Annotated in this window: 9 protein-coding genes and 1 CRISPR repeat array; of the genes, 6 read left to right on the top strand and 3 right to left on the bottom strand. The window is 57.1% G+C overall.

Translation table 11 applies throughout. The annotated features are described in order from the left end of the window. Positions 1-34 precede the first annotated feature (34 nt). The 3 genes from ACXUPB_RS00850 to ACXUPB_RS00860 form a co-directional block, all read right to left on the bottom strand. Complete coding sequence (locus ACXUPB_RS00850; protein ID WP_101147099.1) at positions 35-925, bottom strand: metal ABC transporter permease; 891 nt, start codon at positions 923-925, stop codon at positions 35-37. Beyond that, positions 909-1,643 carry a metal ABC transporter ATP-binding protein gene (locus tag ACXUPB_RS00855; RefSeq protein ID WP_101147098.1) on the bottom strand — a complete coding sequence of 245 codons (735 nt, stop codon included), beginning with the start codon at positions 1,641-1,643 and terminating at the stop codon, positions 909-911. Before ACXUPB_RS00855 ends, ACXUPB_RS00850 begins: the two co-directional genes overlap by 17 nt. A gap of 331 nt (positions 1,644-1,974) precedes the next feature. Continuing rightward, positions 1,975-2,658, bottom strand: a complete 684-nt coding sequence (locus ACXUPB_RS00860; protein ID WP_101147096.1) for a hypothetical protein — start codon at positions 2,656-2,658, stop codon at positions 1,975-1,977. A gap of 157 nt (positions 2,659-2,815) precedes the next feature. On the opposite strand from ACXUPB_RS00860, the gene cas1f reads away from it, so the two are divergent. The 6 genes from cas1f (at position 2,816) to cas6f (ending at position 11,525) form a co-directional block, all read left to right on the top strand. Beyond that, the gene (gene cas1f / locus ACXUPB_RS00865) at positions 2,816-3,802 is read left to right on the top strand and encodes a type I-F CRISPR-associated endonuclease Cas1f (RefSeq protein WP_101147095.1); all 987 of its coding nucleotides are present in this window, start codon (positions 2,816-2,818) and stop codon (positions 3,800-3,802) included. After that, on the top strand, positions 3,799-7,140 hold the full coding sequence (gene cas3f / locus ACXUPB_RS00870) for a type I-F CRISPR-associated helicase Cas3f (RefSeq protein WP_101147094.1): 3,342 nt from the start codon (positions 3,799-3,801) through the stop codon (positions 7,138-7,140). The genes cas1f and cas3f overlap by 4 nt, the downstream gene beginning before the upstream one ends. Before the next feature lie 427 nt (positions 7,141-7,567). Next, positions 7,568-8,950 (top strand): type I-F CRISPR-associated protein Csy1, encoded by a 1,383-nt coding sequence (gene csy1 / locus ACXUPB_RS00875; RefSeq protein WP_101147093.1) that lies wholly within the window; start codon positions 7,568-7,570, stop codon positions 8,948-8,950. Beyond that, entirely contained in the window at positions 8,943-9,911 is a 969-nt protein-coding gene (csy2, locus tag ACXUPB_RS00880; protein WP_101147092.1) for a type I-F CRISPR-associated protein Csy2, read from the top strand. Before csy1 ends, csy2 begins: the two co-directional genes overlap by 8 nt. Positions 9,912-9,926: 15 nt before the next feature. Further along, positions 9,927-10,952: a type I-F CRISPR-associated protein Csy3 gene (gene csy3 / locus ACXUPB_RS00885; protein WP_472954865.1), complete on the top strand. Its 1,026-nt coding sequence runs from the start codon at positions 9,927-9,929 to the stop codon at positions 10,950-10,952. 3 nt (positions 10,953-10,955) lie between these two features. Then, complete coding sequence (gene cas6f / locus ACXUPB_RS00890) at positions 10,956-11,525, top strand: type I-F CRISPR-associated endoribonuclease Cas6/Csy4 (protein ID WP_101147090.1); 570 nt, start codon at positions 10,956-10,958, stop codon at positions 11,523-11,525. Positions 11,526-11,654: 129 nt separating this feature from the next. Further along, positions 11,655-16,123: a CRISPR direct-repeat array (repeat unit 28 nt; unit sequence GTGCGCTGCCGCCCAGGCAGCTCAGAAA). Positions 16,124-16,223: the final 100 nt, after the last annotated feature.

Here is a 16,223-nt window from a genome sequence, read left to right on the forward strand (position 1 = left end):
CAACACTCCTTACGATAAGTATAAATAGGGACGATTAAGACCCTTGCTCCACGGCCAATGGCGTTGTCTTACGCCGCAGCTTGGCTGCCAAGCTGTGATAGCGACCAAACAGGGCCGAAAACAGATACCCCGCCCCGGCCAGCAGAATAATGCTCGGGCCAGAAGGAATATCCAGATGGAAAGAGAGCAGCAGGCCGCCAGTACTCGCCACCATGGCCAGTACAATCGCGATGCCGATCAACCCCTCAAGCCGTTTACTCCAAAAGCGTGCGGAGGTAGCAGGCAGCATCATCAAGCCCACCGCCATTAGCGTGCCCAGGGTTTGAAAGCCGGCGGTTAAGTTCAGCACCAGTAGCCCCAAAAACACGCTGTGCACCCAACCGCTACGGCGGCTTTGGCCGCGTAAGAACAGCGGGTCTAAACACTCCACCACTAATGCGCGAAACACGATGGCCAGCGTCACCACAATCAGCGTGCTGATGCCTGCAATCAGTAGTAGCGCGGTGGAGTTGATTGCCAGAATCGAGCCAAACAGCACATGGGTAAGATCTACACTGCTGCCGCCAATCGAAATCAGCATGACACCGGCGGCCAGCGAAATGATAAAGAAGCTCGCCATGGCGGCATCTTCGCGCTGGCCGCCCATTTTTGAGACCGCCCCTGCCAGCAGCGCGACCATTAAGCCAAACAGTACCCCGCCAATGCTCATGATCGGCAGCGAAAACCCTGCCAGCAGGAACCCCAGCGCAACGCCCGGCAGAATGGCGTGGGCCATGGCGTCACCAATCAGGCTCATGCCGCGCAGCACCAAAAACACTCCCAGCGGCGGGGCGGCCAGCGAAAGCGCCAAACCACCCACCACCGCACGGCGCATAAAGCCGTAATCGAAGGGGCTGATCAGCCACGCATTAAGCAGATCCAGCATGACGACCTCCGAGAGTAAACGGCACCACTTGCGCGGGTGAATGGTGATCAGTAAGCGCACTCGGCGCGACCCAACGGCCATGGCCGCCGTTTAGCATCAACACTTCATCGGCCAAGCGTTGCAGGTGATCCATATCGTGGAGCACGACAATAATCGTCGCGCCGTCGTCCGCCATCTGGCGCAGGATGCGGATCAAAATATCCACGGTCTCGCTATCCACGTTGGCAAACGGCTCATCAAGCAGCAGCAGTTCGGCTTCCTGCATCAGTGTGCGGCCGATCAGTGCGCGCTGGCGCTGACCACCGGAAAGCTCGCCCAAGGGGCGGTGGGCCAAGTGCGAGATCCCCAGCCGCGCCATGATCTCGCGACCCTTGCGATAGTGCGCTGCACAGTAGCCGGTTAACGCGCCGTGGCTGGGCCAACTGCCAGTCATCACCAGCTCTTCCACACTCATCGGGAAGGTCAGGTCTAACGCCAACTGTTGGGGCAGCCACGCCCGGCGCTCTTTGGGTACCGTACAAACCACTTCACCGTTAATCGGCCGCAGTTCACCCATAATCGCCTGAATCAGCGTGCTTTTACCGGCCCCGTTAGCGCCGATCAGCGCGGTAATGGCGCCCGGTTGAAAGTCGCCCTCAAGGTGTTCAAGCACCGTGCGGCGCGCTTGAGCCAAATGCAGATTATGCAACTGACAGCGTGATAAAGAGCGCTGACTCATCCTAGCCACCCACCAGCCCAAACCACCAAACACCAAAGCACCAACAACGGCACGGTGACAAACAACAGCCGTTTAACAGCCGATAATGACATCAAGGAGAAGTGACAAGGACCTTCCTTGTTATGGCGGTGCGTATGCTCACTCATCAGGCGGCCTCGTGTAATTTCAAATAGGTTATAACATAACATTTGGAAAAGCCAAAAAATTGCTGAATATTTTACGCGTTAATGCCGCGCTGACAACGAAAAAGCGCTAGCCGAAAACTGCCGACAGCGCTTTTTAGAGTCACAAATAAGTGGGGGAGATTGGCGCAGGCAGTTGGCGTAAAAACCTAGTAGCGCCAGGTAGCACCAAGCTGCTGTGGCCCTACATGGAGTGCATATTCACCAGGAATAGTCATCGGACCCAGCGATAGATTAGCGGGTTGGAAGCGATTAATCGCAGAGGTCGCCTGATTCGGCTGTGTCCAAATCTGTAGCTCGTTGACCAGCATGCCCGTCGCGAAGTTGATGGCGCCATCGCTTTCACGACCATCGGCAGCAATTACCGCCCCCGCCACACCATTAACCACCAATGAGCCCACGCGAGCGCCCCAGCCGCGCCGCTCACGTTCCGCCTGGGAAAGCTGTAACCCCAACGCCTGCACACCGCTTAGCTCGCCGCTGGCTTTCAAACGCTCATATTCGGCCAACGCCGCCGGGTGCGGCTGGCGGTCGGTCAGCATACCGCCCAGCGCCAGCGCAGATTTCACCACCCCCACTCGCGCATCAAAACGGTCATCCGCGTCGTTTGCCTCACTCGACTGGTACGCATTCACTGCCAGGCTAGTGCCGTAAATGCCTGTCCAGCCCCACTGCCAAACATGCGCATGGCGCGCGCCATCCTCAAACACATCATCGTACTCACTCCACTGCCCGCCGGTTTGAGCCTGGGTTTGTGCGTGGGCCTGCAAAGAGACAGGTAGGGCAATCACCAGCGTCGTAACCAGCGCGGAGAGAAGACGAAAAGCATGCATAAGGAAGTGCCTATTAACGGGATCAATAGCGCTAAGCGTAGCACGGCGTTCGCGGCTGGCTAGCGTGGAATAACACGAAGCGAAGTATGACTAAGATTCATGGTGTTTGCTCATAAAGAATGATTAGATGAGGAGAGACGATAACCAGGAGCGCCGCATGGATGACTTTTCGCCCAATGACCTAAAAACCATTCTTCATTCCAAGCGCGCTAACCTCTATTACCTTCAGCATTGTCGAGTGTTGGTGAATGGTGGCCGCGTAGAGTACGTCACCGATGAAGGCAGCAAATCCCGCTATTGGAATATCCCCATTGCCAACACCACCTCGATACTGCTGGGCACCGGCACCTCGATTACCCAGGCAGCCATGCGCGAGCTTGCCAAGGCAGGCGTATTAGTTGGGTTCTGCGGCGGCGGCGGTACGCCATTATTTGCTGCCAATGAGGTCGATGTAGATGTCGCCTGGCTGACCCCGCAAAGCGAGTACCGGCCCACGGAGTACCTGCAATACTGGGTGCGCTTTTGGTTCGATGATGTAAAGCGCCTGGATGCCGCCCGGGCGTTTCAGCAGGCGCGACTTGCCCGTATCGAAGCGCTGTGGACCAGCCGTGTTATGAAAGATGCAGGCTTTGGTATATCCACTGATCACCTGCAGAGTGCCCTTGCCCATCATCGCGAAGCGATTACCCAAGCCCCCAGCACCGTTGACCTGCTGACCCTAGAAGCACGTTTAACCAAAACGCTGTTCAAGCTGGCGGTGAATGCCGTTGATTACGGGGACTTCACCCGTGCCAAACGCGGCTCGGGCACTGACCCTGCCAACCGATTTCTTGATCACGGCAACTACCTTGCTTACGGCCTGGCGGCGACCGCCACCTGGGTGCTGGGGATTCCTCACGGGCTTGCGGTACTCCACGGTAAAACCCGCCGGGGCGGGCTGGTGTTTGATGTAGCCGACTTGGTAAAAGACGCGGTGATTCTGCCCCAGGCATTTATTTCCGCCATGCGCGGCGATGAAGAGCAGGAATTTCGCCAAGCCTGCATCGAGCGCTTAACGCGCACCGAATCCCTCGACTTTATGATTGATACGCTCAAGGAAGTCGCCCAAGAGCTAGGGCAAGAGTCGGGGGGTGGCGAAGCATGAACGTGCTGTTGATTTCCCAGTGCAACAAAAACGCCCTTAAAGAAACGCGCCGCATCCTTGATCAGTTTGCCGAACGCCGGGGCGACCGCACCTGGCAAACGCCGATCACCCAGGCCGGGCTGGACACACTGCGCAAACTGCTGCGTAAAAAAGCCCGCAAAAACACCGCCGTCGCCTGCCACTGGATTCGTGGTCACGACCACAGCGAACTGATGTGGGTAGTGGGGGATGCTTCAAGGTTTAATATCAATGGCGCAGTGCCAACCAATACCACCGCCAGAGATATATTGCGTCGTCGCGATGAAAACGACTGGCATAGCGGTGAAGATATTCTCCTGCTCACCGCGCTAGCTGCGCTACTGCACGACCTGGGAAAAGCTTGCGACGCCTTTCAGCTACGGCTTAAGGGCAAGCTGGAAGGCCGCAACTTATACCGTCATGAGTGGATATCGCTACGCCTGTTTCAGGCATTTGTGGGTAATGACGACGATGCCACTTGGCTGGCGCGCCTGGCCGAAGGTGACTATCAAGAGCAGGACTGGTTGGAGGGGTTAGAGCGTGATGGTCTGGATGAGGCTACTTCAGCGGTGTTTAGTCATTTGCCGCCGCTTGCCGCTGCGCTTGGTTGGCTAGTACTTAGTCACCATCGGCTGCCCTTAAAGCCGCCGTCGTACGATAACGATATTCCCAGGCGCTGGGGTGGAAGCATCAACCTGCAAGCCGAGCAACTGCCTGCGTTATTTGAGTCGATTAGCGCCGAGTGGAACGAAATTCCTGAGACGCAAGACCCAAATCGCATCGCGCCCTACTGGCAATTTAGTGGCGGGTTACCCGTTAGCACAACACGCTGGAGGGAACGCGCCACAAAGCTTGCCACGCGTTTACAGGCGCGGCTGGACAAAGATGGCCATTGGTTGGAGAGTCACTACGTCATGCACTTAGCGCGGCTAAGTTTAATGCTGGCCGATCACCACTACTCAAGCCTGGAAGACCCACTGCATCGAGTGCGTGGTGAGTCCAACTATCCACTGGTTGCCAATACCGTGCGCAAAACCGGCAAACCCAATCAGCCATTGGATGAGCATATTCTTGGCGTCGAAAAGCACGCCGCCGCGGTCGCCCGTGCGCTGCCTAGCGTCGACAGCCACTTGCCCCGTTTAGCCCGCCATAAAGGTTTTCGTAAGCGCAGCAGTCACCCGCGCTTTCGCTGGCAGGATAAAGCCTTTGATCTGGCCCAATCGCTTAGAGCGCGCAGCCAGCGCCAGGGCTTCTTTGGCATCAATATGGCATCCACCGGCTGCGGTAAAACCTTGGCGAATGGGCGCATTATGTACGCGCTGGCCGACCCTCAGCAGGGCGCGCGCTTTAGCATTGCGCTGGGGTTACGCACGCTGACTCTGCAAACTGGTCAAGCCCTTCGTGAGCGTCTGAATCTGGGTGAAGATGAACTCGCCGTGCGCGTAGGCGGCAGCGCCAATAAAGCTCTGTTTGCGCACTACGAGCAAGAGGCCGAAGCCAGTGGCTCGGCATCTAAACAGGCACTTATCGAAGAAGACGCCCACGTGGTGTTTGATGGCAATTTTGATAGCCACCCCGTACTGCGCCGACTGAACGATGAACCGGGCACCCGAGCGCTAACCGCCGCACCTATTTTGGTATGTACCGTTGACCACCTGGTGCCCGCCACGGAAAGCACGCGCGGCGGTCGGCAAATCGTGCCAATGCTGCGCCTGATGAGTAGTGATTTAGTCCTCGATGAAATCGACGATTTCGATATTAACGACCTGCCCGCGCTTACTCGGCTCGTCAATTGGGCGGGACTTTTGGGATCACGGGTGTTGCTTTCATCGGCCACCTTGCCGCCCGCGTTGGTCGAAGGGTTGTATGAAGCCTACCGCAGCGGTCGCGAAGCCTTTCAACGCCACCGAGGCGAACCGGGTTTGGCGGTCGATATCTGCTGCGCCTGGTTCGACGAGCACGACCGCCAACATGAAAACTGCGCCAGTAGCGAGACCTTCAAGGCGACACATCAGGCTTTTGCCAAGCGCCGGCTAGAGCGCTTAGCCTCCAGCCCGGTGCGACGCAGTGGCGATATTTTAGCGTTGCCAGCGTTGGGTAAACGGCCAGAAGAAATCAGGCCCGCAGTTGCAACGCTGCTACGCGAACATGCATTGGCGATGCACCAGCAGCATCATTCCGTTGACCCCCACACCAGCAAGCGCGTCAGTTTCGGTCTGATTCGCATGGCCAATATCGACCCCTTGGTGGATGTGGCCAGGGCACTGTTTCAGCAGGGCGCGCCAGAAGGTGTGCGCATTCACCTCTGCGTTTACCACTCGCGCCACCCGTTGGTGATGCGCTCGGAGATTGAGCGCCGGTTAGATAAAACGCTGCAACGGGCCGAGCCCGAGCGCGTGTTTCAGCAGCCCGATATCCGCCGCCTGCTGGATAGCAGCGAAGAAAACGACCACCTGTTTATCGTGCTGGGCTCGCCGGTCACCGAAGTGGGCCGCGACCACGATTATGACTGGGCCATTGTCGAGCCTTCTTCCATGCGCTCAATTATCCAACTAGCGGGCCGGGTGCGCCGACACCGCGAGCAGGCCTGTGAAGTGGCCAATATTTTGCTGCTAGAGACCAATCTAAAACACCTGGAGCGCGCGGATGAGCCCGCTTTTCATAAGCCAGGCTTCGAAACGAAGATGGCCTGGAAACTTAATAGCCACTCACTTACCACGCTGTTAACTAAAGATGAGTACCAGGTGATAGATGCCCGCCCGCGCGTGCTGGCGCGGGAAGTGCTGCACGCTAAAGAAAGTCTCGTCGATTTGGAGCATGAGCGGCTGCATCAACTGATGATCGAACAGCCCGCCGAACCGTTAACCAAAAAAGAGATCAGGCTTGGCAAGCAGCCCAAGCCACCACCGCTGGGGGCCTATAGTTGGTACGCCGTACCACAGGTGCACTTAACCGGTGTATTGATTCAGCGTGACCCATTTCGCAAGCAGCTCGAACCTGAAATAACCCTAGCGCTGCTGCCCGATGAGGGAGGAGAAACCTGGACACTACACCGCGTAGACGATGGCGCAAGGCGAGGTGAAAAGCTCTACGTTCTGGTGGAGGAGAGCCTGCTGGTGCGGATAGACCTGACAAAAGAGCAGGGCGAGCGGATTCAGCCCTGGGGAGCCAACGACTATTTAACAGCCCTGGCTGACTTGGCAGAAGACTTGGATATCTCCCTTGATCGCGCCGCTCGCACCTTCGGCACGGTAACCGCCTCGGCTAGAAACCAACGCTGGGGATATCACCCGGTGCTGGGATTTTGGCGGAGTAAATGAAGGCCGGTGATAGACACCGGCCCGCTGCCTGGGCGGCAGCGTAAGTTACTCTGATTAAGAAACTTTTCTGAGCTGCCTGGGCGGCAACAAAAATATGGTAGTGGCACGGGCAGTCAAAGTCATTTTCTATTTTAATTACACTAATTAATAAACTGGTTGATAATTTTAGAGTGGTGCCCTAATATCAATTTAGCCAAGGGGTGGTCGCACACCTCCTTGGCTAGCTTGAAACACATTCGTATATCGTCGTTACCCAAATCTGCAGGGTCAGAGCAGATAGGAGGAATCTGAGCATGATTGGCTATCATGTAAACATAATATTTTGAGGCCGATTTTTAGATCGGCCTGCCAGATGCCCCGAGGCGTATTGCCTCGGGGCTTATTTTGGCACGAATTTCAGTGATTCCCAAATTCGTAAGGATAAATAATGCCTACCATTCCTAGTGGAAGTTGGCAGCAACTCCGAACATTAGTCGAAGTTTTTTTAAAAGATCGCTTCGATACCAAGGCGGAAAAGCTAGCTCCCGACGATCCAAAATACCAAGCACTGGTTGAACAGTTCCAATTCGATACCTGGATCAACGATGCGGCAAGGCGCGTTGGTCAACTGCAAGTCGTCACCCACTCGCTAAAACCTATCCACCCCGATGCCAAAGGCTCCAACCTTTACGCTCCGCCCGAATCGCTACATACCCACAACCTTGTTGGCAGTCATGTACTACCCGCTAATTTTGCGGGCGATGTGGTGGGGAACGCCGCAGCCTTGGATGTTTATAAGTTCTTGAAGCTGCAGCTCGAGGGAAAATCGCTGCTTGAGCGTGCGCTAGAAAATGATAGCGAGTTTGCCAAAGCGTTAAGCGATAACCCCGAACAAGCCCAGGCGTGGATCAGCGCCTTTGCGGCGATTACCGAACCGCGTGGCGAGCACGCCTCACATACCCGAGGCAAACAGCTCTACTGGCTGGTAGGTGATGATGCCGCAGACGTAGAAAGTGATGCCGAGAATTTTCATCTATTAGCACCGCTCTATGCCACCTCGCTGGCCCACCGCGTATTTCAAACCATTAACCATGACCGCTTTAGCGAAGAGGCTAAAGAGGCACGTAAAGCTAAACGGGAGGGCAACTACGCTGAGCAACCCGTTCACAGCTACCCCAACTTGGCCGTACAAAAAATGGGCGGCACCAAGCCGCAAAATATCTCGCAGCTGAATAGCGAGCGGGGCGGTAACAACTATTTGTTGGCGTCGCTTCCGCCCAGTTGGAATGTCCGTGATATTCGCCCACCGCTAAAAGTAGCATCGGTTTTCTCCCATCCAGGCGTATTTGGCAGCCGCTCAGAAGTGCGCGCCCTTGTTAAAGACCTCAAGCGCTTTCTGGAGACCAACCCCTCTACCGACATGCACACCCGCGATTTACGTGATGACTACACCGCCATGCTGATGGATGAACTGGCGCTGTTTGCCATGCAAATGCACAGCCTACCTGCCGGGTGGAGTGCGGATGAAAAATGCGAATTGGTCGCCGAAGAAGCCTTTTGGTTAGATCCTGGCCGTGCCGAGGAAGATGCCGCTTTTCGTGAAGCACGAAACAGCGTGGAGTGGGCAGACGAGATTCGCCACCGCTTTGCTAACTGGCTCAATGCTGCGTTGGGTGAAAAGCTCCCATTAGGTGATGTGGAATTTCGCCACTGGCAGAAAACGCTGGCAAAAGATGCCACCCATCAACGCCTGCTAGATCGTGACCGCCGCTGGATGGAAAACCTAATGGAAGACTTAACCAACCTGCCAGGAGGTGATGACGATGAGTGAAGTGAAAAACCTCCTGGTTTTACCACGCCTGCGGGTACAAAACGCTAATGCGATTTCCAGCCCAATGACCTGGGGCTTTCCTGCCATGAGTGCTTTTGTGGGATTGATGCACGCCCTGGAACGCAAACTCTATGCAGCAGGCATCAACGTTTCGCTCGGTAACGTCGGCGTTATCTGCCATGACTTTGAAGCCCAGGCCACTGAAGGCGGCTATATCCGTGGTTTTCATCTCACCCGTAATCCAGTGGATAAAACTGGCGGAACGGCAGCGATTGTAGAAGAAGGGCGCATCCATCTGGATATCACGCTGATCTTCACGATTGATTCAGCCGCGGCAGAAAGTGAGCATGATGAGATTGCCAAACAAATCAGTGAGATCGTTGCAGGTATGCGTATTGCCGGTGGTAGCGTCATCCCTAACCGCGCCGTGCCAAGCCACAAGCAACGCCCGCAATGGGTCGCGCTTGATGACGATGAAGAAAAGCGGCAAAAGCAGTTCGAACGCCTAAAACGGCGCTGGCTGCCGGGCTTTGCGCTAACCCTGCGCGATGACTACCTCGCCGAGCACCACCAGACGCTGCAACAGCAGAACCCGGATGCCAGTTTGCTGGATGCGTGGCTGGATCTTTCACGGCTCAATCACCACTGCGCCCTGGAAAATGAAGGTGAATCCAACGAGAAGCCCGTTTGGCAGGCTCAGCGCCCCTATCGCGGCTGGCTGGTGCCTATCCCTGTAGGTTACGGCGCTATTTCCGATCTATTTAATCCCGGCGAAGTGGCCAATGCTCGCGATGCCAAGACTCAGTTTCGCTTTGTTGAAAGCCTCTACTCCATTGGCGAGTGGGTCAGCCCCCACCGCATGAAGCAACCGGAAGACCTGCTTTGGTACGTTGATAACGACGAAGAAGCGGGACTTTACCGACTCAATAACGATTACCACCTTCGCGCCACTGCCCAGTAAACCAGGAGCTCTATCATGGCTAAAAACGATACCCTTAAAACCGCTTCCGTCCTCGCCTTTGAACGCAAGCTTGATCCTTCCGATGCCCTGCTTTACGCCAGCAGCTGGGAAAAGCGGCAAGATAATCAGCAGTGGCAGCCGGTAGAAGTGCGCGAAAAGTCGGTGCGCGGCACCATTTCCAACCGCCTGAAAGCCAAAGACCAAGACCCCGCTAAGCTAGACGCAGCGATTGAAAATCCCAACCTGCAAACGGTGGATGTCGCCACGCTGCCCCACGATGCAGACACCTTAGTTGCTCGTTTTACGCTGCGCGTATTGGCGGGTGCCGGAACGCCTTCGGCCTGTAATAACGCCGAGTACCAAGCCAAGCTGGAACAGGCAGTTGCCGAGTATAAACAAGCGCAAGGCTTCGGCGAGCTGGCGCATCGCTATGCCAATAACCTCGCTAATGGCCGCTTTCTGTGGCGTAACCGCATGGGCGCTGAGCAAGTCGAGGTAAGCGTTCGCCAATTGGCGCAGGGTAAAGCCACCAAAGAGTGGACGTTTGATGCACTGTCGCTTTCGTTGCGGGCCTTTGAGGAGACCGCCGAGCTTAAAGAACTCGCCGGTGTTATCGCCGCCGCGTTGGTGGGGGAACAGCACTTACTGCTAGAGGTAGTGGCCTATGTGCACGTGGGCAGTGGCCAAGAAGTGTTTCCTTCACAAGAGCTGATTCTTGAGCGGGGCCGGGGTGATAAGAGCAAAACGCTTTATCACGTCAGCAACATTGCCGGTATTCACTCGCAAAAGTTGGGTAACGCCATTCGTACCATCGACACCTGGTACCCCAATGAAAACGATGATGATCTTGGGCCGATTGCCGTTGAGCCGTATGGCTCAGTGACCACGCAGGGTAAAGCGTACCGCCAGCCCAAGCAGAAAGCTGATTTCTATTCACTCCTAGATAACTGGATGATCAAGGACCAAGTGCCTACGAAGGAAGATCAGCACTTTGTGATGGCGACCCTGATTCGCGGTGGTGTATTCGGCGAAGCGGGGTAAACCATGGATCACTATATCGACATTCGTTTAAGGCCCGATCCTGACTTTGCCCCGGCAATGTTAATGGGCGCGCTTTATAACAAGCTGCACCGGGCGCTGTTTGATTTACATGCCGAAGATGTAGGCGCCAGTTTCCCAGGCTATAAGCACGGTGTTCGCGCTCGCACACTGGGCGATCACCTTCGCTTGCATGGCACGCAAGCACGTTTGCAGCAGCTAATGAGAGCGGACTGGCTAACCGGTATGCGCGACCACACCCAGGTGAGCGAAGTGCTTGCGGTACCTGCAAATACTCAGCATATAAACGTGGCGCGTAAGCAATTTAATACGGGCAGTGAAAGCCGGGCCAAACGTTACGCCAAACGGCATGATATTTCAGAAGCAGAGGCGCGGAAGATTTATGCCAAGTTGGCTGAACGACGCATTGAGCTCCCCTTTGTGCAGATCAATAGCCGCTCCACCCAGCAGCGTTTTAGCCTGTTTATTGAACATAGCAAACCGTTGGCTTCTGCAACGGAAGGCACGTTTAGCCATTACGGCCTAAGCCCCAACGCCACGGTGCCCTGGTTTTGACCCTTTTTTCTAGCATGAAAATTGGCCACCAATAATCAACCACTTAGCGGTGTCACTCTGAAAAGGGTGATACCGCTTTTTTCGGCTAAAGCTCTTTAACAATCAGCACATTAATTTTGGTATGCTCTAGTGCGCTGCCGCCCAGGCAGCTCAGAAAAGATGAAAACGGCTGGCATATTATTCTTTGGAGTGCGCTGCCGCCCAGGCAGCTCAGAAAAACTATTTGGCGCGCAGCACGCGGTGTAGACAGTGCGCTGCCGCCCAGGCAGCTCAGAAATTCGCGGCCTTCTTCATCATCGCCAATGATTTGTGCGCTGCCGCCCAGGCAGCTCAGAAAATCAGACACTACACCGGAAAGCTCGAGGGCATGTGCGCTGCCGCCCAGGCAGCTCAGAAATTTTGTGCCTCAATAAACCGGTCAGCGTATTGGTGCGCTGCCGCCCAGGCAGCTCAGAAAAGCCGAAAACCTTTCTAACTGCCCTTTTCATAGTGCGCTGCCGCCCAGGCAGCTCAGAAAAGGATTTTATCCAGCACCATCATTACCGGCGGGTGCGCTGCCGCCCAGGCAGCTCAGAAATCGCATAAAAAAAGCCGCTTAGCGGCCATAGTGTGCGCTGCCGCCCAGGCAGCTCAGAAAATGTCATCAACGGGCGGCACGTAGCTATTGCTGTGCGCTGCCGCCCAGGCAGCTCAGAAAATAACGCTCTCCATTTTTGAATGAAGAGAGACGTGCGCTGCCGCCCAGGCAGCTCAGAAAGTAATCGGCACCGGATTGGATTTCTGGCGGTAGTGCGCTGCCGCCCAGGCAGCTCAGAAACCGAAAACATTTCGCCCGCCGCAGGTGCAACCGTGCGCTGCCGCCCAGGCAGCTCAGAAATTTAAGCGCTTTCCATCCAAGGGAGGCGCCCCGTGCGCTGCCGCCCAGGCAGCTCAGAAACTTGGATGGAAAGCGCTTAAAGGTGAGGTGGCGTGCGCTGCCGCCCAGGCAGCTCAGAAAACGCGTCGAGCACTAGCGGGTCGGTTTCCGGGGTGCGCTGCCGCCCAGGCAGCTCAGAAAGTACTGTACGGCGGTAGAGGTCAACGTCAATGGTGCGCTGCCGCCCAGGCAGCTCAGAAATCGCTTAATGAGGGCTGGGGAACGGCCTCGCTGTGCGCTGCCGCCCAGGCAGCTCAGAAATCTGCGCCGTGTAAGAATTTTGCCATTGCGGTGTGCGCTGCCGCCCAGGCAGCTCAGAAAACTACGCTCTCCAGCACAGTGGCCAACGGCTCGTGCGCTGCCGCCCAGGCAGCTCAGAAAAGCAGTATTCGGCGCAGGTAGTCCGGATCACCGTGCGCTGCCGCCCAGGCAGCTCAGAAACGCGCCAACCTGCTCAACGAAGGCGGCATTGCGTGCGCTGCCGCCCAGGCAGCTCAGAAAAGCAAACTGCTGGATGCGCTCAAAGGCGGCATGTGCGCTGCCGCCCAGGCAGCTCAGAAATTCAGCGTCCGCAGCAAGCGCGACAGTAATATGTGCGCTGCCGCCCAGGCAGCTCAGAAAGCGAATATTAGTGTAAATCTCACGCCCTTGGCGTGCGCTGCCGCCCAGGCAGCTCAGAAAAGCTTGGAAGTTTCTTTATATTCGGCGTAGTTGTGCGCTGCCGCCCAGGCAGCTCAGAAAAGTTATCGTTGAACCATATAATTGATGGACTAGTGCGCTGCCGCCCAGGCAGCTCAGAAATAACGCCATGCGCGCCTATTTGCGCGCGGCGTGTGCGCTGCCGCCCAGGCAGCTCAGAAAACGCCCGCCTCAAGCCAGACGTTGCCGATTGTGTGCGCTGCCGCCCAGGCAGCTCAGAAAGCATGGTATAGACGGGCTCTCCCTCACCTGCGGTGCGCTGCCGCCCAGGCAGCTCAGAAAGAAGAATGAGAAGCCACCGAGCAACAATCCGCGTGCGCTGCCGCCCAGGCAGCTCAGAAAACCAAGTATTCAGCGTTTATTCAGTCAGCGGCGTGCGCTGCCGCCCAGGCAGCTCAGAAACAACGATGCAATTTCGCCTTGAGCGTTGGCCAGTGCGCTGCCGCCCAGGCAGCTCAGAAAGTCCAGGGCGCGCAGCGCCTCGATCCGGCTGCGTGCGCTGCCGCCCAGGCAGCTCAGAAAGTCACTCATTAGATCAGATACGCTTTCGTGAAGTGCGCTGCCGCCCAGGCAGCTCAGAAAGCCTGCTCAGTAATGAACGCTTCAATGGTCTGGTGCGCTGCCGCCCAGGCAGCTCAGAAAATCTACCCGTTCACTAAGATGGAACCAGACGAGTGCGCTGCCGCCCAGGCAGCTCAGAAAAGACGCTGTTGCACTACTTGAACGTGCTACAGGTGCGCTGCCGCCCAGGCAGCTCAGAAATCGCACCAGGCGCACCATCACTTCGCCGTCGCGTGCGCTGCCGCCCAGGCAGCTCAGAAACTGGGCGGCGAGGGGCTGGGCTACGAGGCCGTGTGCGCTGCCGCCCAGGCAGCTCAGAAAAAACAGCACCAGGCCGCTGACCGCTTCGGCGAGTGCGCTGCCGCCCAGGCAGCTCAGAAATTGGCCCGGTCATGCCGTGGATTAACCCCCAGGTGCGCTGCCGCCCAGGCAGCTCAGAAAAAGACGCGGGCGCGGTGCAGCTTATCCGCCAGGTGCGCTGCCGCCCAGGCAGCTCAGAAATTTGCCCTGGATGCAGTAAAGCGTGATTCTTCGTGCGCTGCCGCCCAGGCAGCTCAGAAAAGAACAACCAGAACAACCAGACGCATAAAGACGTGCGCTGCCGCCCAGGCAGCTCAGAAAACGACATGCGCTGTAGTTGCTTGCCAGCACCAGTGCGCTGCCGCCCAGGCAGCTCAGAAAGAAACTGCAAGGCTATCACTGGAGCATGGCGGGTGCGCTGCCGCCCAGGCAGCTCAGAAATCTGCCGTATCGGCGTTAACAATCCAACCTGAGTGCGCTGCCGCCCAGGCAGCTCAGAAATGACCGGCAAGCTCGGGGAGCTGCGCGATTCCGTGCGCTGCCGCCCAGGCAGCTCAGAAATGAACCTTCTCACGCTCAGCCTTATAGCGACCGTGCGCTGCCGCCCAGGCAGCTCAGAAAAAGCCAAGGCGCAGATCGGCGCGGCTTTAACGTGTGCGCTGCCGCCCAGGCAGCTCAGAAAAGTCGAAGCCGAAAAGCTCGGGCTTACGCGGGGTGCGCTGCCGCCCAGGCAGCTCAGAAAATTACGCGGGCCGCCGAAGTGAAACCCGTTACGTGCGCTGCCGCCCAGGCAGCTCAGAAAACACACCTCAAGGCCTTCGATGATGGCACTATGTGCGCTGCCGCCCAGGCAGCTCAGAAAACGCCGAGACCCGCCGTATCCGTGGGTCTACTGTGCGCTGCCGCCCAGGCAGCTCAGAAAAGTTGGTGCGCGCTGTTTTGCGCAGGTCGTACGTGCGCTGCCGCCCAGGCAGCTCAGAAAATGCCTTCCACTTCACGCATGGCCATCATTCGGTGCGCTGCCGCCCAGGCAGCTCAGAAACGATACCGACGACCTGACTGAAGCGCTGGCCAGTGCGCTGCCGCCCAGGCAGCTCAGAAAAGTTCAGCAGGTCGCGTCCTGTACGTCCCTGAGTGCGCTGCCGCCCAGGCAGCTCAGAAACGTTATAAGCACGGATAGAAACAGCGGTTGAAGTGCGCTGCCGCCCAGGCAGCTCAGAAATCGACAACGGAGAACCAACAAACAGTAGTGACGTGCGCTGCCGCCCAGGCAGCTCAGAAACCCGACGCATTACCAGATGATCTCCTCGTAACGTGCGCTGCCGCCCAGGCAGCTCAGAAAAAATCAAAGTAGCCACTTACTTACTTACGAATGTGCGCTGCCGCCCAGGCAGCTCAGAAAATTACAACTGGGATATTTGTTTAACGACACCTGTGCGCTGCCGCCCAGGCAGCTCAGAAAATGAAGAAGGCGACTGGAACACGAAGCGCTCAGTGCGCTGCCGCCCAGGCAGCTCAGAAAATATATTCGCTTGGACGTAGGCCGGTCCAGAAGTGCGCTGCCGCCCAGGCAGCTCAGAAACAGCCGCAATCCTGACAGTGCATTTGCATAGCGTGCGCTGCCGCCCAGGCAGCTCAGAAAAATGTCATCACCCCGAGGAAATCTGTATGACCGTGCGCTGCCGCCCAGGCAGCTCAGAAAGTCGCCGGAAATGGCGCGCGCTGCTGTGAACAGTGCGCTGCCGCCCAGGCAGCTCAGAAAAACCATGAGATACCCGCCGGCACCACCCACATGTGCGCTGCCGCCCAGGCAGCTCAGAAATCGACGTTGATGGCCTTGGCGCGCGTCAACCGGTGCGCTGCCGCCCAGGCAGCTCAGAAAAAGCGCCGCTATGGCGAGAACCGCGTGGACGGGTGCGCTGCCGCCCAGGCAGCTCAGAAATCATCAAACGCCGCCCGCACGTCAACCACCTCGTGCGCTGCCGCCCAGGCAGCTCAGAAAGCTACCCTCTCGCGCGTAAGCCGCGCAGCATTGTGCGCTGCCGCCCAGGCAGCTCAGAAATGCGATAGTGAGGCCTAAAGCCTGCTGGCTCGGTTCGCTGCCGCCCAGGCAGCTCAGAAATGTTCAAGCGCCCAGGCGTAGGCATCCTGCTCGTGCGCTGCCCAGGTAGCTCAGGTAAACGTCAACGAAGCGCAGAAGTATGGGTGAGAGTACGCTGCCG

It is taken from the genome of Vreelandella sp. DA03-1M, assembly GCF_055725665.1.

Excerpts from the sequence above, each read along its gene's own strand:
- ACXUPB_RS00850 (WP_101147099.1), bottom strand. The coding sequence starts at position 925 with ATGCTGGATCTGCTTAATGCGTGGCTGATCAGCCCCTTCGATTACGGC.
- ACXUPB_RS00855 (WP_101147098.1), bottom strand. The coding sequence starts at position 1,643 with ATGAGTCAGCGCTCTTTATCACGCTGTCAGTTGCATAATCTGCATTTG.
- ACXUPB_RS00860 (WP_101147096.1), bottom strand. The coding sequence starts at position 2,658 with ATGCATGCTTTTCGTCTTCTCTCCGCGCTGGTTACGACGCTGGTGATT.
- cas1f (WP_101147095.1), top strand. The coding sequence starts at position 2,816 with ATGGATGACTTTTCGCCCAATGACCTAAAAACCATTCTTCATTCCAAG.
- cas3f (WP_101147094.1), top strand. The coding sequence starts at position 3,799 with ATGAACGTGCTGTTGATTTCCCAGTGCAACAAAAACGCCCTTAAAGAA.
- csy1 (WP_101147093.1), top strand. The coding sequence starts at position 7,568 with ATGCCTACCATTCCTAGTGGAAGTTGGCAGCAACTCCGAACATTAGTC.
- csy2 (WP_101147092.1), top strand. The coding sequence starts at position 8,943 with ATGAGTGAAGTGAAAAACCTCCTGGTTTTACCACGCCTGCGGGTACAA.
- csy3 (WP_472954865.1), top strand. The coding sequence starts at position 9,927 with ATGGCTAAAAACGATACCCTTAAAACCGCTTCCGTCCTCGCCTTTGAA.
- cas6f (WP_101147090.1), top strand. The coding sequence starts at position 10,956 with ATGGATCACTATATCGACATTCGTTTAAGGCCCGATCCTGACTTTGCC.